This is a genomic window from Acinetobacter sp. GRABPA_MV_2, from assembly GCF_056725885.1.
This window is the reverse complement of sequence record NZ_JBWZNA010000004.1, coordinates 67,864-83,033: the sequence shown is the minus strand read 5'-3', so window position 1 is coordinate 83,033 and position 15,170 is coordinate 67,864. Positions and strand designations below refer to the sequence as shown.

General features: G+C 41.4%; 14 protein-coding genes and 3 tRNA genes. 13 read left to right on the top strand and 4 right to left on the bottom strand.

Annotated features, from left to right (window positions below; translation table 11 throughout):
- Position 1 precedes the first annotated feature (1 nt).
- From ACXM0J_RS05245 to ACXM0J_RS05230, 4 genes are all read left to right on the top strand, one after another.
- Positions 2-1,312 carry a tetratricopeptide repeat protein gene (locus tag ACXM0J_RS05245; RefSeq protein WP_086264344.1) on the top strand — a complete coding sequence of 437 codons (1,311 nt, stop codon included), beginning with the start codon at positions 2-4 and terminating at the stop codon, positions 1,310-1,312.
- Positions 1,313-1,388: 76 nt separating this feature from the next.
- Entirely contained in the window at positions 1,389-1,715 is a 327-nt protein-coding gene (gene ppnP, locus ACXM0J_RS05240; RefSeq protein ID WP_002115102.1) for a pyrimidine/purine nucleoside phosphorylase, read from the top strand.
- A gap of 102 nt (positions 1,716-1,817) precedes the next feature.
- Positions 1,818-2,567 (top strand): 23S rRNA (guanosine(2251)-2'-O)-methyltransferase RlmB, encoded by a 750-nt coding sequence (gene rlmB / locus ACXM0J_RS05235; protein ID WP_005079348.1) that lies wholly within the window; start codon positions 1,818-1,820, stop codon positions 2,565-2,567.
- Positions 2,568-2,603: 36 nt separating this feature from the next.
- Positions 2,604-3,518 carry a DMT family transporter gene (locus ACXM0J_RS05230; protein ID WP_240282410.1) on the top strand — a complete coding sequence of 305 codons (915 nt, stop codon included), beginning with the start codon at positions 2,604-2,606 and terminating at the stop codon, positions 3,516-3,518.
- Here the strand turns inward: ACXM0J_RS05230 and coaE are convergent.
- Genes coaE through pilB form a run of 4 tightly spaced genes read right to left on the bottom strand, consistent with a single transcriptional unit; the run spans position 3,515 to position 7,938 of the window.
- The gene (coaE, locus tag ACXM0J_RS05225; protein ID WP_005065869.1) at positions 3,515-4,111 is read right to left on the bottom strand and encodes a dephospho-CoA kinase; all 597 of its coding nucleotides are present in this window, start codon (positions 4,109-4,111) and stop codon (positions 3,515-3,517) included. The two genes, ACXM0J_RS05230 and coaE, sit on opposite strands and share 4 nt — an antisense overlap.
- Position 4,112: 1 nt before the next feature.
- Entirely contained in the window at positions 4,113-4,973 is an 861-nt protein-coding gene (locus ACXM0J_RS05220; protein WP_086264342.1) for a prepilin peptidase, read from the bottom strand.
- On the bottom strand, positions 4,973-6,199 hold the full coding sequence (locus ACXM0J_RS05215) for a type II secretion system F family protein (protein ID WP_005065874.1): 1,227 nt from the start codon (positions 6,197-6,199) through the stop codon (positions 4,973-4,975). The genes ACXM0J_RS05220 and ACXM0J_RS05215 overlap by 1 nt, the downstream gene beginning before the upstream one ends.
- A 26-nt stretch (positions 6,200-6,225) precedes the next feature.
- Positions 6,226-7,938: a type IV-A pilus assembly ATPase PilB gene (gene pilB / locus ACXM0J_RS05210; protein ID WP_086264341.1), complete on the bottom strand. Its 1,713-nt coding sequence runs from the start codon at positions 7,936-7,938 to the stop codon at positions 6,226-6,228.
- Between the two features lie 291 nt (positions 7,939-8,229).
- Between pilB and tpiA the strand changes: the two genes are divergently transcribed.
- The 9 genes from tpiA (at position 8,230) to ACXM0J_RS05165 (ending at position 15,164) form a co-directional block, all read left to right on the top strand.
- The gene (tpiA, locus tag ACXM0J_RS05205) at positions 8,230-9,024 is read left to right on the top strand and encodes a triose-phosphate isomerase (RefSeq protein WP_005065878.1); all 795 of its coding nucleotides are present in this window, start codon (positions 8,230-8,232) and stop codon (positions 9,022-9,024) included.
- A 12-nt stretch (positions 9,025-9,036) separates the two neighbouring features.
- Positions 9,037-9,366 carry a preprotein translocase subunit SecG gene (secG, locus tag ACXM0J_RS05200; RefSeq protein ID WP_032005670.1) on the top strand — a complete coding sequence of 110 codons (330 nt, stop codon included), beginning with the start codon at positions 9,037-9,039 and terminating at the stop codon, positions 9,364-9,366.
- Between the two features lie 56 nt (positions 9,367-9,422).
- Positions 9,423-9,507: transfer RNA gene (locus ACXM0J_RS05195), tRNA-Leu, on the top strand.
- Positions 9,508-9,545: 38 nt separating this feature from the next.
- Positions 9,546-9,622 (top strand) — tRNA-Met (locus ACXM0J_RS05190).
- An 89-nt stretch (positions 9,623-9,711) separates the two neighbouring features.
- Positions 9,712-9,788, top strand: a tRNA-Met gene (locus ACXM0J_RS05185).
- A gap of 215 nt (positions 9,789-10,003) precedes the next feature.
- Positions 10,004-10,528 carry a ribosome maturation factor RimP gene (gene rimP / locus ACXM0J_RS05180; protein WP_086264340.1) on the top strand — a complete coding sequence of 175 codons (525 nt, stop codon included), beginning with the start codon at positions 10,004-10,006 and terminating at the stop codon, positions 10,526-10,528.
- Between the two features lie 37 nt (positions 10,529-10,565).
- A complete protein-coding gene (nusA, locus tag ACXM0J_RS05175) occupies positions 10,566-12,050 on the top strand; it encodes a transcription termination factor NusA (RefSeq protein WP_002115134.1) in 1,485 nt (494 codons plus the stop codon).
- Positions 12,051-12,060: 10 nt separating this feature from the next.
- A complete protein-coding gene (gene infB, locus ACXM0J_RS05170; protein ID WP_002114697.1) occupies positions 12,061-14,760 on the top strand; it encodes a translation initiation factor IF-2 in 2,700 nt (899 codons plus the stop codon).
- Positions 14,760-15,164, top strand: a complete 405-nt coding sequence (locus ACXM0J_RS05165; RefSeq protein WP_086264339.1) for a ribosome-binding factor A — start codon at positions 14,760-14,762, stop codon at positions 15,162-15,164. Before infB ends, ACXM0J_RS05165 begins: the two co-directional genes overlap by 1 nt.
- Positions 15,165-15,170 lie beyond the last annotated feature (6 nt).

Genomic DNA, 15,170 nt, shown 5'->3' with positions numbered 1-15,170 from the left:
AATGAAAAAAACATTAAGCTTACCGAAACCACCAATAGGGATGATCAACCGCCATAAAAAAAATAATCCTGCAGAAATGAATAAAATTTTAAATCAGCATTTTAATGCATTTAAACAGGCAGCAGCACAAGGGGATTATGCCAAAGCTTATCAACATGTTAAACAAGCTGTTAATTTGGTTCCCAAGCATGCTGGCGCCTTATCAGATTTAGCTTATACCGAATTGCGCTTAGGCCGTTATAACGATGCCCATCAACATTATTTACAAGCGATTCAAGCAAGTGGAGCTAACGTAAATACAAATTTATATGATGGACTCACAGAAGTTTGTCATCATTTAAAGAAAAAAGAAGAAACAATCAAATTTGGACGCTTGGCAATTGCAACCAAAAAAGAACTAGCGAAGAGCGAACCTGTTTTGGCAATTCCAGATCATGCACCACCAACCTTTAGTGCAAATCCTCAAGAAAATATTATTGCTTTTTCTTTGTTTGGGGCAAATCCTCGCTATTGTGAAACCTCTATTTTAAATACTCAGTTAGCCAAACAAATTTATCCTGAATGGACGTGTCGCTTTTATGTCGATGATACGGTGCCAGTATTGGTGCAACAGCGCTTAAAAGAGAAAGGCGCGCAAGTTATTCAAGTTACAGATTCTCAAAAACAGCTATCGGGTCTGTTTTGGCGCTTTTTGGTGATGGATGATTCGACAATTAAGCGTTTTCTGATACGTGATGCCGACTCTATTGTGTCCCATCGCGAAAAGGCTGCTGTCGATGCTTGGCTCAAGAGTGATAAATGGTTTCACTTAATGCGAGATAATTATTCTCATACTGAGTTAATTTTGGCTGGAATGTGGGGCGGGTGTACAGGGATTTTTCATAATATTGAAGCACATATCAGGGATTATGTTGCCACCGGACGTTATCTCGATAATCGGGTGATGGATCAACATTATTTGCGCTATTGTATTTGGCCGACTTTAAAACAAAGTGTGCTTATACACGATAGTCAGCAATTTGATTCAGATGCTATCGATTTTCCAGCTTATGATCTGGCGTTAATGCAAAACGACAGTGAAAATTTTCATGTAGGAATGAATGACGGTTCACCAATAATTGCTACTGCAGTTGCCCATCCAACGGCACAAAGAGTATGTTGGATACTTCTAGATGAAAATCAGGTCGAAGTTTGCAGATACGATGCAATTGTGTCGAGTAGTCGAAATATTGAGATTAACTTACCTTATGCTTTTGCCAAAAAAATTCAGGCACAGCAGTGGAAATTACAAGTCTATCCGTATGAAAACTGATTGATTAGTTATTTAGGCACAATTAAACTACATTCATCATAATTTATATAAATACGGCATTATCTGGAGAGTGTGCATGAGTTCAACCCAATTTGATCATGTAACGGTCATCAAAAAATCAAACGTTTATTTTGGTGGAGCATGTATCAGCCATACCGTGCAATTTGAAGATGGAACGAAGAAAACACTAGGTGTTATTTTGCCGACTGAGCAAGCTTTAACTTTTGAAACTCATGTTCCTGAGCGTATGGAAATTATTTCAGGTGAATGCCGTGTAACAATTGCGGACAGTAATGAAAGTGAGTTGTTCCGTGCAGGCCAATCATTTTATGTGCCTGGTAATAGTCTTTTTAAAATCGAAACTGATGAAGTGCTCGATTACGTGTGCCATTTAGAAGGCTAAGAAATTCCTATTCAAATCGGGTACACTATGCCCAAAGAAATCCTGTGAAGTTGGCTTTGCAGGATTTTTATTTTTTTGCTCAAACGTTGTTAGAGGTCATGCATGGCAAAACCGGAATATTATTATGGCGTTCATTCAGTGGAGTCATTGTTAGAACTTGAGCCGGAACGTGTGCTAACCCTGTTTACTTTAAAAGGACGGGATGACCAGCGTTTGCAAAAGATTTTGCAATTGGCAGAGCCTTTTGGAATTAGTGTACAAAAAGCAAGCCGTGATAGTCTCGAAAAGCTTGCAGGTCTACCGTTTCATCAAGGCGTGGTTGCAGCAGTACGTCCGCATCCGACTTTAAATGAAAAAGATCTAGATCAGATCTTAGCTGAAACTCCAGATGCTTTATTGCTGGCATTAGATCAGGTAACAGACCCGCATAACTTAGGAGCTTGCATTCGTACCGCTGCTGCAATGGGCGTGCAAGCGGTGATTGTGCCTCGTGATCGTTCGGCAAGTTTAACCCCAACAGCTCGTAAAGTTGCAGCGGGTGGAGCTGAGAAAGTTAAATTCATCCAAGTAACAAACTTGGCTCGTACATTAGCCCATCTCAAAGAGACAACTCATACACGTGTTATTGGCACTATGCTTGATGAAAGTGCAATGCCAATTCAAAAATGTGATTTCTCTGGTCCAGTCGTGATCGTGATGGGAGCAGAAGATACGGGTTTACGCCCAATTACACAGGCACAGTGTGATCATAAAGTTTATATTCCGATGTCTGGAAATTTACAAAGCCTAAATGTGAGTGTGGCAACGGGTATGGCACTTTATGAGGCTTGTCGTCAGCGTTCTGAGGTATAATCTAGCTGCCTTTCTAGTTTTGTAAGCAGTCTTGATATGTCTCCCCGTAAGCAAGGTTATTTTTTTGTATTGGTGACCATGTGCATTTGGGGCGGGTTTACACTTTTTGCCCGTTTAAATGCACAGTGGCACATCAGTGCTTGGGACATTGCTGCACTGCGCTTTGCTATCGCCTTCCTGATTTTGATGCCGATTCTGATCTATAAGAAAGATCTCGCTTTTTTGTGGAGTAAGCACGCTGTTATTTTGGCGCTTATTGGTGGGGTCATTTATTGTCTTACCGTCTACACTGCGTTTCTCTATGCTCCCGCTGCGCATGCTGCCATTTTTTTAAATGGTTGTATTCCAATTTGTACTGCGTTCGCAGCATATATTTTATTTAGACAACCATTTGATAAGCATACATGGGCTAGCCTGGCAATTATGATCACTGCCTTGGCTCTCATGAGTGTGTTGATGTTGCAAGGTAATGCTTCGGCCTTTGGTGTGGGGGATTTGCTTCTTTTTATTAGTGCGATTTGGTGGGGCATTTTCACTGTATTACTTAAACAGTGGAAACTTTCTGCATGGCACTCTATGGCAAGTGTTGCGATTTGGTCTGCAATTATTTATTTACCCATCTATGCGTTATTTTTGCCTAAACACTTCATGGAAGTGAGTCCTGTTCATTTAGCGATACAGGGCATTTTCCACGGTGTGTTTGTCGTTATTATCGCAACTTTGACTTATGTGGCAGCCATTCAGCGACTTGGTGCTTTTAAAACGGGAAGTATTGTCACTTTGGCGCCGTTTATTGCTGCCATTTTAGCTGTACCTTTACTTGGCGAGTTATTAAGTCCATCAATTGTTGTGGGCTTGGTTGGAATGGGAATCGGTGCCTTACAACCTTGGCGCTGGTTTCGACAAGATAGCTTGGCACAAAAGATTCAGCAGCAAAATAAGCAAAACTAGTTGGCGCGCTTCAAATAGCTTTGATGTAAAGGCTCTAATTGCTGATATAAATGTTCGAGTAATCCGTCATTAAATACAATGTCATTGGCAAGTTCACGTTTACGCTCGCGCGGCATTTGAGCTGCAATAATTTTCTGGATTTGTTCTTGATTTTGCCCATCACGTTGGCTTGCACGTTGAATTTGAGTTTGTTCACTCGCATCAACTAATAGAGTGTGATTAACCAATTCATGCTGGTTGGTTTCAAAAAGTAGTGGTGAAACTAAAATCACATAAGGACTTTTTGGGTTTTGTAGCTGTTGAATAATGGATTGGCGAATGGCTGGATGCGTGATTTTCTCAAGTGTTTGTCTTGCTTCAGGGTTTTGAAAAATATATTCACGTAGGGCACGACGATCTAGATTGCCATCGGGTTGAAGCACCCAATCTCCAAAAGTTTGTTGGATTTTTTGGAGGGCGGGTTGGCCTTTTTCAACCACTTCGCGAGCAACAATATCGGCATCGACGACTTGGATTCCTTGGGATTCAAACCATTGTGTTGCAGCAGATTTTCCACTGCCAATACCACCTGTGACTCCCAGAATAAAAGCCATCTTAACCTCCCAAATAAATTTTCATAATCTGATCACCCCATAAAAAGGCAACCCAACCCGCAATGGCAATATATGGTCCAAAGGCAAAAGGCTGATTATCATTACGTAATTTTAGTAAAATGATGCCAATAATTGCACCAAGTAAAGATGACAATAGCACAATTAATGGCAGCATCAATGGCCCCATCCACGCGCCTAATGCGGCAAGTAATTTAAAGTCGCCGTAGCCCATACCCTCTTTGCCTGTAATCACTTTAAATAAGTAATACACAATCCAAAGACATAAAAAGCCGATTAAATATCCCCAAATAGCTGAGTTAGGCGAGGTGTAAATATTAAAGGTATTAATACCTAAGCCGAGAGCAGCCAAAGGTAGAGTGAAACGGTCGGGTAGCAGCTGAGTATCAAAGTCTATAAATGTCAAAGCAATCAGAACCCAAGTGAGCACTAGTCCCCAAAGCATTTGTAGGGTTGGGCCAAATACCATAACCACGACTAATGAACATAGCATGGTGAGTAATTCAATCGCTGGATAACGAATACTAATAGGATGTTGGCAATGGCCACATTTTCCTCTTAACATCAACCAACTTATGACAGGAATATTTTGATACCAACGAATAGGTTGATGACACTCTGGACATGATGAAGCAGGTTTACTTAATGTCAGCTTTTCATGCTCAATGATGGGTTGTTCGGGATTAAGCAACATTTGAAATTCCTGCTGCCAATCTTGCTCCATCATTTTCGGGGTGCGATAAATCACCACATTCAAAAAACTACCAATACATAGGCTCAATAGTGCAACTGCAATATAAAGTGCAGTTAAGTTTTGAATAAAATAAGCAATAATTTCTTGCATTATATGACTGAGCCCATTTGGAAAATTGGAAGGTACATCGCAATCACTAGACCGCCTACGAGCACCCCTAAAATTGCCATGATTAAAGGTTCCATCATTGAAGTTAAACCATCAACGGCATTATCAACTTCATTTTCATAATAAGTGGCAACTTTATCGAGCATGCTGTCTAGTGCACCAGATTCTTCACCAATTGCGACCATTTGTATAGCCATAGATGGAAAACGATTTGAAACACGCATTGCAAATTGGAGTTGTTGGCCTGTAGCAACATCTTCACGAATTTTCATGACGGCTTCTTCATAAATGACATTATTGGTTGCACCAGCCGTTGACTCAAGCGCATCAATGAGCGGAACACCAGCCGCAAACGTAGTGGCTAAAGTACGGCTATAACGGGCAATAATCGCCTTATAAACCAGATCGCCAAAGATAGGTAGTTTCAGTGTAAGTTTATCTAAACCATCACGGAATTTTTTACTACGCTTCTTGGCTTCCAGAAATGCGGCAATAATTGCCCCAATCACAATAATCATAATGAACCAGTATTCCTGCATCCATTTCGACATGTTCACGACCATTTGGGTGAATGCAGGTAAATCTGCACCAAAAGAAGAAAACAGGTCTTGGAAAACAGGAACTACTTTAACCATCAAAATAATGGTAACAACCACAGCGACAACAATAACCGTTGCTGGATATTTCATAGCCTTCTTAATTTTCTGCTTAAGTAATTCACTTTTTTCTTTGTAAATTGCTACACGGTCCAACATGGTTTCAAGCGCACCAGATTGTTCGCCAGACTCTACGAGAGAACAAAACAAGTTATCGAAGTGTTGAGGATACTTTCTTAAAGCTGAAGCAAAGGTACTACCACCTTCAACTTCACCTTTAATCCCGAGTACCACCTCGCGCATGGCTGGGTTTTCTAGACCCTCCGCTACAATTTCAAAGCCTTGTACCAGTGGCACACCTGCTTTCATCATCGTTGCAAGTTGCCTAGTAAAAATTGTGATATCGAGTGTTGATACTTTCTTCTTAAATAAACCCTCAAGAATATTTTTACGCTTTTCCCGAATGTTACGGACAGTTACACCTTGTTTGCGTAGGGTGACTTTGGCTAAGGCCATATTCTTAGCTGGAAGTTCGCCCTTAATTTTTACGCCCTTACGGTCAACCCCTTCATAAGCAAAAGTCGGCATCATTTGTGCCTTTTTGATAGTCATGAATTATCCTTATTTTAAATTGTCTTTTATTCACTAGTCACGCGGTTGACTTCTTGTAAGGAAGTGACGCCTTGCATGACTTTCTTTAACCCTGAACGACGCAGATTATTAAACCCCAGTTTTTCAGAAGCAGCAGCGATTTCTAAAGCATTGCCATCTTCCATAATAATCTTGGAAATTTCAGGTGTAACTTTCATCACCTCGTAAATACCTACTCGACCTTTGTAGCCTTCACGACACTCAGTACAACCGACTGGTTGAAAAACTTGAAAATCGGGGTGGGTTAAATCCTGTTCGGTAAACCCCATTTCTATTAGGCTCTGTTTAGGGATGTCGGCAGGAATTTTACACTGCGGGCATAACCGACGCGCCAAACGTTGCGCAATCACCAGATTGACAGACGTCGCGATATTAAAGGATGGAACACCCATATTACGTAGGCGAGTAAGTGTTTCTGGAGCACTATTGGTATGCAGTGTGGACATTACCATGTGACCGGTTTGTGCAGCCTTAATCGCAATCTCAGCCGTTTCTAAGTCACGAATCTCACCGACCATAATAATGTCAGGGTCCTGACGTAAAAAAGATTTCAGTGCGGCCGAAAAAGTAAGACCTACTTTCGGGTTAACGTTAACCTGATTAATACCTTCAAGGTTGATTTCGACTGGATCTTCGGCAGTGGAAATATTAGAGCTTTCAGTATTTAAAATATTTAAGCCTGTATATAAAGATACCGTTTTACCAGAACCTGTAGGGCCTGTAATGAGAAGCATACCTTGTGGTTTATCGAGTGCTTCTAAAAAAAGAGCTTTCTGATCTTCTTCATATCCTAGAGCATCAATGCCGAGCATTGCGCTAGATGGATCTAGAATACGCAGAACCAATTTTTCACCAAACAAAGTTGGAAGTGAGTTCACACGAAAATCGATGGCTTTAGTTTTTGATAACTTAAGCTTGATACGACCATCTTGAGGCACTCGTTTTTCGGAAATATCCATTTGAGACATGACTTTTAAACGAGAAGCTAAACGGTTAGCCAATTGCAAAGGCGGATTTGCAATCTGACGCAACACGCCGTCGACTCGGTAACGGACCCGATATGATTTCTCATAGGGTTCAAAATGTAAGTCTGAAGCCCCCATACGAATTGCATCGATGAGTAATTTATTAATATATTTAACAATAGGTGCTTCATCGCCTTGAGGCGTTTCTTCCTCATCCTCTTGTGAGGGTGGAGCTTCAAGATCTACATCAAGATCAAACTCTTCATCACTAAATTCGAAGCTACTTTCTTCGGTAAATTGCTGTGCCAGAATTTTCTCAAGCTTATGGTGCTCGACAATAACTGGCTCAACCATGAGCTTGCTATTGAAGCGAATGGCATCAATCGCTTCAATATTACTTGGATTGCTGGTCGCGACATATAAAATCTGTCCTCTTTGTATAAGAGGTAAGACCCGATGTTTTAAAACAAGTTTCTGATCAACCAAATCTTTGGGAATTTGGTTTGTGTCGTAAACATCCAGATCAAAATATGGTTCAGCAAATTCAATAGAAATTGTTTCTGCTAATAAAGAAGGGGAGAGATGAACCTCTTCAATCAGGTACGCCACCGTATCCCGTTTAGCTCTTTTTGCTGCATCTAATGCTGTTTGCATGGTCGCTGCCGACACATGTTTTTCTTCGACTAATCGCCGAAAAAACCCCGAAAATTTTGGAGATGTATTTAAGACTGACATCTGCCTACCTGTGCTCATATGTTTATAATTGGTATATAAAAAATTATACTTTTGTTATCTAAAATTACTACCTGAGAAAATGATGCTCTGGTCTTGATCCACTCGCCAAAGCTTGAACTAGTCGAAGTTTTTATTCATTAATTTTTGAAAGACGATTCTTTAGATTCAATAAAGTTTTATAACTGTTTTCAATTAGTAGAAAAGATATGGGCAAAGCCGTTAAAGAAAAGTATCTGAAATTTGTATAAATGCGTGTAGAATGTGCTGCATTTTTGATGAAAGGTGAGCCGTATGTCGGGTTCGACGATTACGCCTTGGGTAGTTGGCAACTGGAAAATGAACCCAATGCGTGCCAATGCCAAACAACTTATAGAAGAATTTAAACAACTATTGCAACAAAACCAAATTGCAGATGAAAGCTGTCATGTAGGGGTTGCTCCGGTTTCTATTGCACTTGCAATGGTACAAACACAATTGCAAGATGCTGCAAGAACAGTATATACAGTTGCACAAGATGTATCGCGTGTAGCGGGTACTGGCGCGTATACTGGCGAAGTCAGCGCAGAACTATTAAAAGATAGCCAAATTAATTTTGTACTTGTTGGACATTCTGAGCGCCGTGATATTTTTGGCGATAACGTTGAAATTTTGAAAGCTAAACTCCAAAATGCATTAAATGCGGGCTTGACTGTCATTTATTGTGTCGGTGAAAGCCTCGACCAACGTGAACAAGGTTTGGCAGAACAAGTTGTATTGCAACAAATTTGTGATATTGCTCCTGTAGTGACTGCTGAGCAGTGGCAAAAGCAAATTGTAATTGCCTATGAGCCAATCTGGGCAATTGGGACAGGTAAAACTGCTTCTCCACAAGATGCACAGGCAATGCATGCTAAGATTCGTGAAGGTTTAAGTCAGATTACCTCAGCGGGTTCAGACATTGCGATTTTATATGGCGGTAGTGTAAAAGCTGAAAATGCGGTTGAATTGGCGGCATGTCCAGATATTAATGGTGCGTTGGTAGGCGGTGCTTCGTTAAATGCAGCATCTTTTTATCAAATTGTACAAGCCTTTGCACAAAGTAAATAACGAGGATAGGGTATGCACTCTTTTGTACTGATCGTACATATTATTTTAGCGGTACTGATGATTGCCTTGATTCTAGTGCAACATGGTAAAGGTGCTGATGCTGGTGCTTCTTTCGGCGGTGGCGGAGCAGCAACTGTATTTGGTGCTTCAGGTTCAGGTAACTTCCTTACTCGACTTACTGCTATCTTAACAGCGTTGTTTTTTGTGACGAGTTTAACTCTCGCTGTTTTCGCAAAAAAACAGACGACTGAGGCATATAGTTTGAAAACTGTACAAACTACGGCACCAGTTCAAACGACATCGCCTGAAACTTCACCAAATGCACCGAAATCGAGTCAATAATTCGAAATAGGGCTTTCCTTTTGCAGTGGGAAGGACTAGAATGCGTCCCACAAGCTGCGGTGGTGGTGGAATTGGTAGACACGCTACCTTGAGGTGGTAGTGCCTTCGGGCGTGGGGGTTCAAGTCCCCCCTTCCGCACCAACTTTGAACCAGAAAGTTGAGTGCAAGCAGTTTTTTGATGCGGGATGGAGCAGTCTGGTAGCTCGTCGGGCTCATAACCCGAAGGTCGTTGGTTCAAATCCAGCTCCCGCTACCAATTTGATTAAGGTGCAACTTAATCAAGCGAATATTGGATAAGTTTACATTGACTTTTTTCGATATTTGTATATAATTTTTGCACGTTGATGCGGGATGGAGCAGTCTGGTAGCTCGTCGGGCTCATAACCCGAAGGTCGTTGGTTCAAATCCAGCTCCCGCTACCAAGTTTCTTAAAAGAGGCTCACAGACAGGTGGGCCTTTTTGCACAGTGGACTATTGTTTTCTGTGCTAAATAGGGGCGATTAACGCCCTTTTTTATTGGTTATCGTATCGCTATCGTGTAGTGTCGACATCAATTGGTCAAATAGTCATGCTTCACTATAGTAGGTCTGTGTCGGTTAAAACAACCGATTGAATCGCACGAGAATGACGAGAGTAAATGAAATTATCAAATAAATCCCAAGCATTGCATGACTTAATTGTTCCTGCAGTGGAAGCATGTGGTGTCGACCTTTGGGGAATCGAGTTTCTCCCACAAGGTAAACGTTCATTATTGCGTATTTATATCGATAAAGCGGTAAGTGAAGATGCTGAGCCTGTAATTAATGAAGATGGCGAAGTAGAACTAGGCCGTGGTATTGGTGTACAAGATTGTGTGCGTGTAACACAACAAGTTGGCGCAATGTTGGATGTTCATGATCCAATTTCAGGTGAGTATTCATTAGAAGTTTCTTCACCGGGTTGGGACCGTCCATTTTTTCAGCTAGAACAGTTGCAAGGCTACATCGGACAACAAATTGCTTTGCGTTTAATTGCAGCAGTAGAAAACCGTCGTAAATTTCAAGCAAAACTTATCGCAGTAGACCTTGAAAATGAAGAAATTCAGGTTGAAGTTGATGGGAAGCATTTGCTTGTGATCGACAGCAACAATATCGATAAAGCAAACTTGATCTATCAAGATTAAATTTATTTAAATTTTATAAGAAATCGGTAGGTGACTTATGGGCCGCGAAATTCTTACCGTTGTTGAAACGGTTAGTAATGAAAAAGGTGTTAGTCGTGAAGCGATCTTCGAAGCTTTAGAACAAGCTCTAGTTGCTGCAACGAAGAAAAGATTTTACGAAGGTACGCATGCTGAAGAAGCTCAACTTCGTGTAGAAATTGATCGTAAAACTGGTGATTACCGTACGTTCCGTCAATGGACTGTTGTGGCAGATGAAGATCATGAAATGCCAGCTTGCCAAGATGCAATTTCTGACGTTGATCCAGCTAAATGGTCAATTGGTGACGTGCGTGAACTCGAAGTAGAATCTATTGAGTTTGGTCGTATTGCTGCACAAATTGCAAAACAAGTTATCGTACAAAAAATTCGTGAAGCTGAGCGTGCTTTAGTTGCTGATGCATACGAGTCTAAAGTTGGTGAGTTAATTTACGGTGAAGTGAAAAAACAAACCAAAGATGGCTTCATTATCGACTTAGGCGACAATGCAGAAGCTTATCTTGCACGCGAAGAGATGATTCCAAAAGAAATTCTTCGTCCAAAACAACGTGTAAACGCTATTTTATATAATGTTAACCGTGAAGGTCGTGGCGCTCAGTTGTTGTTATCACGCGCTAAGCCTGAAATGTTAATTGCTTTAATGAAAAAAGAAATTCCAGAAATTTCTGAAGAAATCATTGAAATTAAAGCAGCGGCACGTCAACCGGGCGTTCGTGCTAAAATTGCAGTGAAAACAAATGATCACCGTATTGACCCTGTAGGTGCATGTATTGGTATGCGTGGTACGCGTATTCAAGCTGTACAACAAGAGTTGAATGGTGAACGTATTGATGTAGTGGTCTGGTCTGATGATCCAGCTCAATACATTGCTAGCGCATTAGAACCAGCTGATGTTTCAGGCATCGTGCTTGATGAAGATGCAAGAAGTGCCGACATTATTTTTGCAACCAGTGATCAATTAGCTCGTGCGATTGGCTCTCAAGGTCAAAACGTTCGTTTAGCTTCTGATTTAACTGGCTACAAACTCGACATGATGCTTGAAGAAGAGTATCGTGCTCGTCAGCAAAATGAAGCTCAGCAATATCTTGATATGTTTGTATCACGTCTCGATATTGAAGAAGATTTAGCAATGGCATTGGTGGAAATGGGCTTCACTTCTTTAGAAGAGATTGCTTATGTTCCTGCTGAAACTTTTGACGAAATTGAGCTTGATGCTGAGTTGGTTGAGTTATTGCAAAGTCGTGCAAAAGAAGCAGCCCTTACTGATGCTTTGAAACAGCAAGAAAATATTCAAGAACCGAGCGCAGACCTTCTTACTATGGAAGGCATGACTTCTGAGATCGCTTACTCGCTTGCCGCTCGCGGTATTATTACTGTCGACGATTTGGCAGATCAGGCTACTGATGATATCTCTGATATTGAAGGACTTGGTCATGAAAAAGCAGGTCAATTGATCATGAAAGCTCGCGAATCATGGTTTAACTAGGAGATTAAATATGACGGACAAGTCGATTAAAGAGTTAGCTCTCAGTGTAGGACGTCCTGTTGAGAAGCTCCTAGAACAGGCTCGTGAAGCAGGTTTGCCTCAACGTACAGCAGACGACATTATTACCACTGAACAACAGGATACTTTGGTCAATCACTTGAAAAAAGTTCATGGTCAGGAAAGTGGTAACACAGGAAAAATTGCGTTGAAACGTAAAACAACCAGTACCGCTAAAGTTGCAAGTACTTCAGGCAAAGCAAAAACAATTAACGTAGAAGTACGTAAAAAACAGGTTTTTGCTAAACCAAACCCTGAACAAATTGCAGCTGAAGCTAAAGCACGTGCAGAAGCCGAAGCTAAAGCACGTGTAGAACAGCAAACGCGTGAAACTGCCGAGCAAAAAGCGCGTCTTCAAACAGAGCAAAAAGCTAAAGCAACTTTAGATGCTATGCGTGCTGCTCATCAACAAGATAGTGCTGCACAGACAGCTCCAAAAGCTGCTGTTGTAGTGAAAAAGCGTGGTGGTGGTACAGTAAAACCTGCACCAAAACCAGCTGAAACTCCAGAACAGAAACGAGCTCGTGAAGAGCAGTCAGCTCAGTTAAAAGCAACTGAAGAAGCTGCACGTCGTAAAGCGGCTGAAGAAGCTCAGCAACGTACACTTGAACAAATGCGCAAAATGGCGTCTAAGTATTCAAATGACGATGCTACTACGACAATTCGTGTGATTGATGATTCTCCACTTGCTTCAGGTCTAGTTGGCCAAGCTTATGAAGATTCATTTAAGCAAGAAGACCGTGAAATTAAACGCGGTGGCGCAACCACTAACCCACGTGCTGGGAAGAAAGGTGGTCGTCGTGGTCAAGAAGAGCAAAGCTTTGTTAACCATAACAAACGTGGTTTAAAATCAAGCCAAGCGAATAAGCATGGATTTGAAAAGCCAGTTAAAAAGCAAGTTTATGATGTAGAAATCGGTTCAAGCATTGTTGTTGCCGATCTTGCTCAAAAAATGGCGATTAAAGTACGTGAAGTTATCAAGACACTTATGAAAATGGGTGAATTGGTTAATCAAGATCAAGCTATTGATCAAGACACAGCGGCACTTGTTGTAGAAGAAATGGGCCACAACCCTGTTTTAGTTTCTGATACACAAGCGGAAGATAACTTGCTTGAAGCAGCTGAAGAAGCTCGTGGTGAGCAAACAACTCGTCCGCCAGTTGTTACCATTATGGGTCACGTTGACCATGGTAAAACATCATTGCTTGACCGTATCCGTCGTTCGAAAGTGGCGGCTGGAGAAGCAGGTGGTATTACCCAGCATATTGGTGCATATCACGTTGAAACAGATAAAGGAATTATTACATTCCTTGATACACCGGGACATGCGGCATTTACTTCAATGCGTGCACGTGGTGCTAAAGCAACGGATATCGTTGTATTGGTTGTTGCAGCAGATGATGGTGTAATGCCGCAAACTGCAGAAGCAATTGACCATGCACGCGCGGCAGGTACTCCAATTATTGTTGCAATCAACAAAATGGATAAAGAATCTGCTGATCCAGACCGTGTGTTAAATGAGTTAACAACGAAACAAATCGTTCCAGAAGAATGGGGTGGTGATGTTCCGATTGCTAAGGTTTCTGCACACAGCGGACAAGGTATTGATGAACTCCTTGATTTAATTCTTATTCAATCAGAATTGATGGAATTAAAAGCATCTGCTGAAGGTGCTGCGCAAGGTGTTGTTATTGAAGCACGTGTTGACAAAGGCCGTGGTGCAGTAACTTCGATTCTTGTTCAAAACGGTACATTAAACATTGGTGACCTTGTTCTTGCAGGTTCATCATATGGTCGTGTCCGTGCAATGTCTGATGAAAACGGTAAGCCAATTAAATCAGCAGGACCATCTATTCCAGTAGAAATTCTGGGTCTTCCAGATGCTCCGATGGCTGGTGATGAAGTTCTTGTTGTAAATGACGAGAAGAAAGCGCGTGAAGTTGCCGATGCTCGTGCTGACCGTGAGCGTCAAAAACGTATTGATCGTCAAAGTGCAATGCGCCTTGAAAATATCATGTCGTCAATGGGCAAAAAAGATGTTCCTACAGTGAACGTTGTTTTGAAAACAGACGTACGTGGTACTTTAGAAGCATTGAATGCAGCTCTACATGAATTATCTACTGATGAAGTAAAAGTTCGTGTAATTAGCTCAGGTGTCGGTGCGATTACCGAGTCTGATGTGATTCTTGCTGAATCTTCAGAAGCTGTATTATTAGGCTTTAACGTTCGTGCCGATACGACTGCTCGTCAGAGAAGTGACCAAGATGGTATCGATATTCGTTACTACAGCATCATCTATGAATTGATTGATGATGTGAAAGATGCCATGAGCGGTAAGCTTGCTCCTGAACATCGTGAAACAATCTTGGGTGTTGCGGAAGTACGTGAAGTATTCCACTCAAGTAAGTTTGGTGCAGCAGCAGGCTGTATGGTACTTGAAGGCACATTACATCGTAATAAACCGATTCGCGTATTACGTGATGATGTTGTAATTTTCCAAGGTGAGCTCGAATCTCTTCGTCGTTATAAAGACGTTGTTGATGAAGTTCGTGCTGGTATGGAATGTGGCCTTGCAGTGAAAGGTTATAAAGACATCAAACCACAAGATAAGATCGAAGTGTATGATGTTCAATTGATTAAACGGAGTCTTTAATGGCGGGTAGCCAACGCTTAAAGCGCATGGCGGATTCAGTACAACGTGAGTTGTCTGATCTAATCCGTCAAGAGCTTAAAGATCCTCGCTTAGGTGGTCTAGTGACCATCTCTGCGGTAAAAGTCAGTGCGGATATGGGTTATGCTGAAGTTTATGTCACCGTTATGGGACGTGAACTAGGCGATGAGCAAAGTGAAGCAGCAAATAAAGAAACTTTAGATGTATTAAATAAAGCTTCTGGTTTCTTGCGTCATGAATTGAGCCGTCGCATTAAGACTCGTATTACGCCTCGCTTACGTTTCCATTACGATAAGACGAATGCATATGGTAACTATATGTTTGGTCTAATCGAAAAAGCGGTACAAGATTTACCAGAACGTAATAAGTCAGATGATGAAGAGTAATTAAAA

Excerpts from the sequence above, each read along its gene's own strand:
- ACXM0J_RS05245 (WP_086264344.1), top strand. The coding sequence starts at position 2 with ATGAAAAAAACATTAAGCTTACCGAAACCACCAATAGGGATGATCAAC.
- ppnP (WP_002115102.1), top strand. The coding sequence starts at position 1,389 with ATGAGTTCAACCCAATTTGATCATGTAACGGTCATCAAAAAATCAAAC.
- rlmB (WP_005079348.1), top strand. The coding sequence starts at position 1,818 with ATGGCAAAACCGGAATATTATTATGGCGTTCATTCAGTGGAGTCATTG.
- ACXM0J_RS05230 (WP_240282410.1), top strand. The coding sequence starts at position 2,604 with ATGTCTCCCCGTAAGCAAGGTTATTTTTTTGTATTGGTGACCATGTGC.
- coaE (WP_005065869.1), bottom strand. The coding sequence starts at position 4,111 with ATGGCTTTTATTCTGGGAGTCACAGGTGGTATTGGCAGTGGAAAATCT.
- ACXM0J_RS05220 (WP_086264342.1), bottom strand. The coding sequence starts at position 4,973 with ATGCAAGAAATTATTGCTTATTTTATTCAAAACTTAACTGCACTTTAT.
- ACXM0J_RS05215 (WP_005065874.1), bottom strand. The coding sequence starts at position 6,199 with ATGACTATCAAAAAGGCACAAATGATGCCGACTTTTGCTTATGAAGGG.
- pilB (WP_086264341.1), bottom strand. The coding sequence starts at position 7,938 with ATGTCAGTCTTAAATACATCTCCAAAATTTTCGGGGTTTTTTCGGCGA.
- tpiA (WP_005065878.1), top strand. The coding sequence starts at position 8,230 with ATGTCGGGTTCGACGATTACGCCTTGGGTAGTTGGCAACTGGAAAATG.
- secG (WP_032005670.1), top strand. The coding sequence starts at position 9,037 with ATGCACTCTTTTGTACTGATCGTACATATTATTTTAGCGGTACTGATG.
- rimP (WP_086264340.1), top strand. The coding sequence starts at position 10,004 with ATGAAATTATCAAATAAATCCCAAGCATTGCATGACTTAATTGTTCCT.
- nusA (WP_002115134.1), top strand. The coding sequence starts at position 10,566 with ATGGGCCGCGAAATTCTTACCGTTGTTGAAACGGTTAGTAATGAAAAA.
- infB (WP_002114697.1), top strand. The coding sequence starts at position 12,061 with ATGACGGACAAGTCGATTAAAGAGTTAGCTCTCAGTGTAGGACGTCCT.
- ACXM0J_RS05165 (WP_086264339.1), top strand. The coding sequence starts at position 14,760 with ATGGCGGGTAGCCAACGCTTAAAGCGCATGGCGGATTCAGTACAACGT.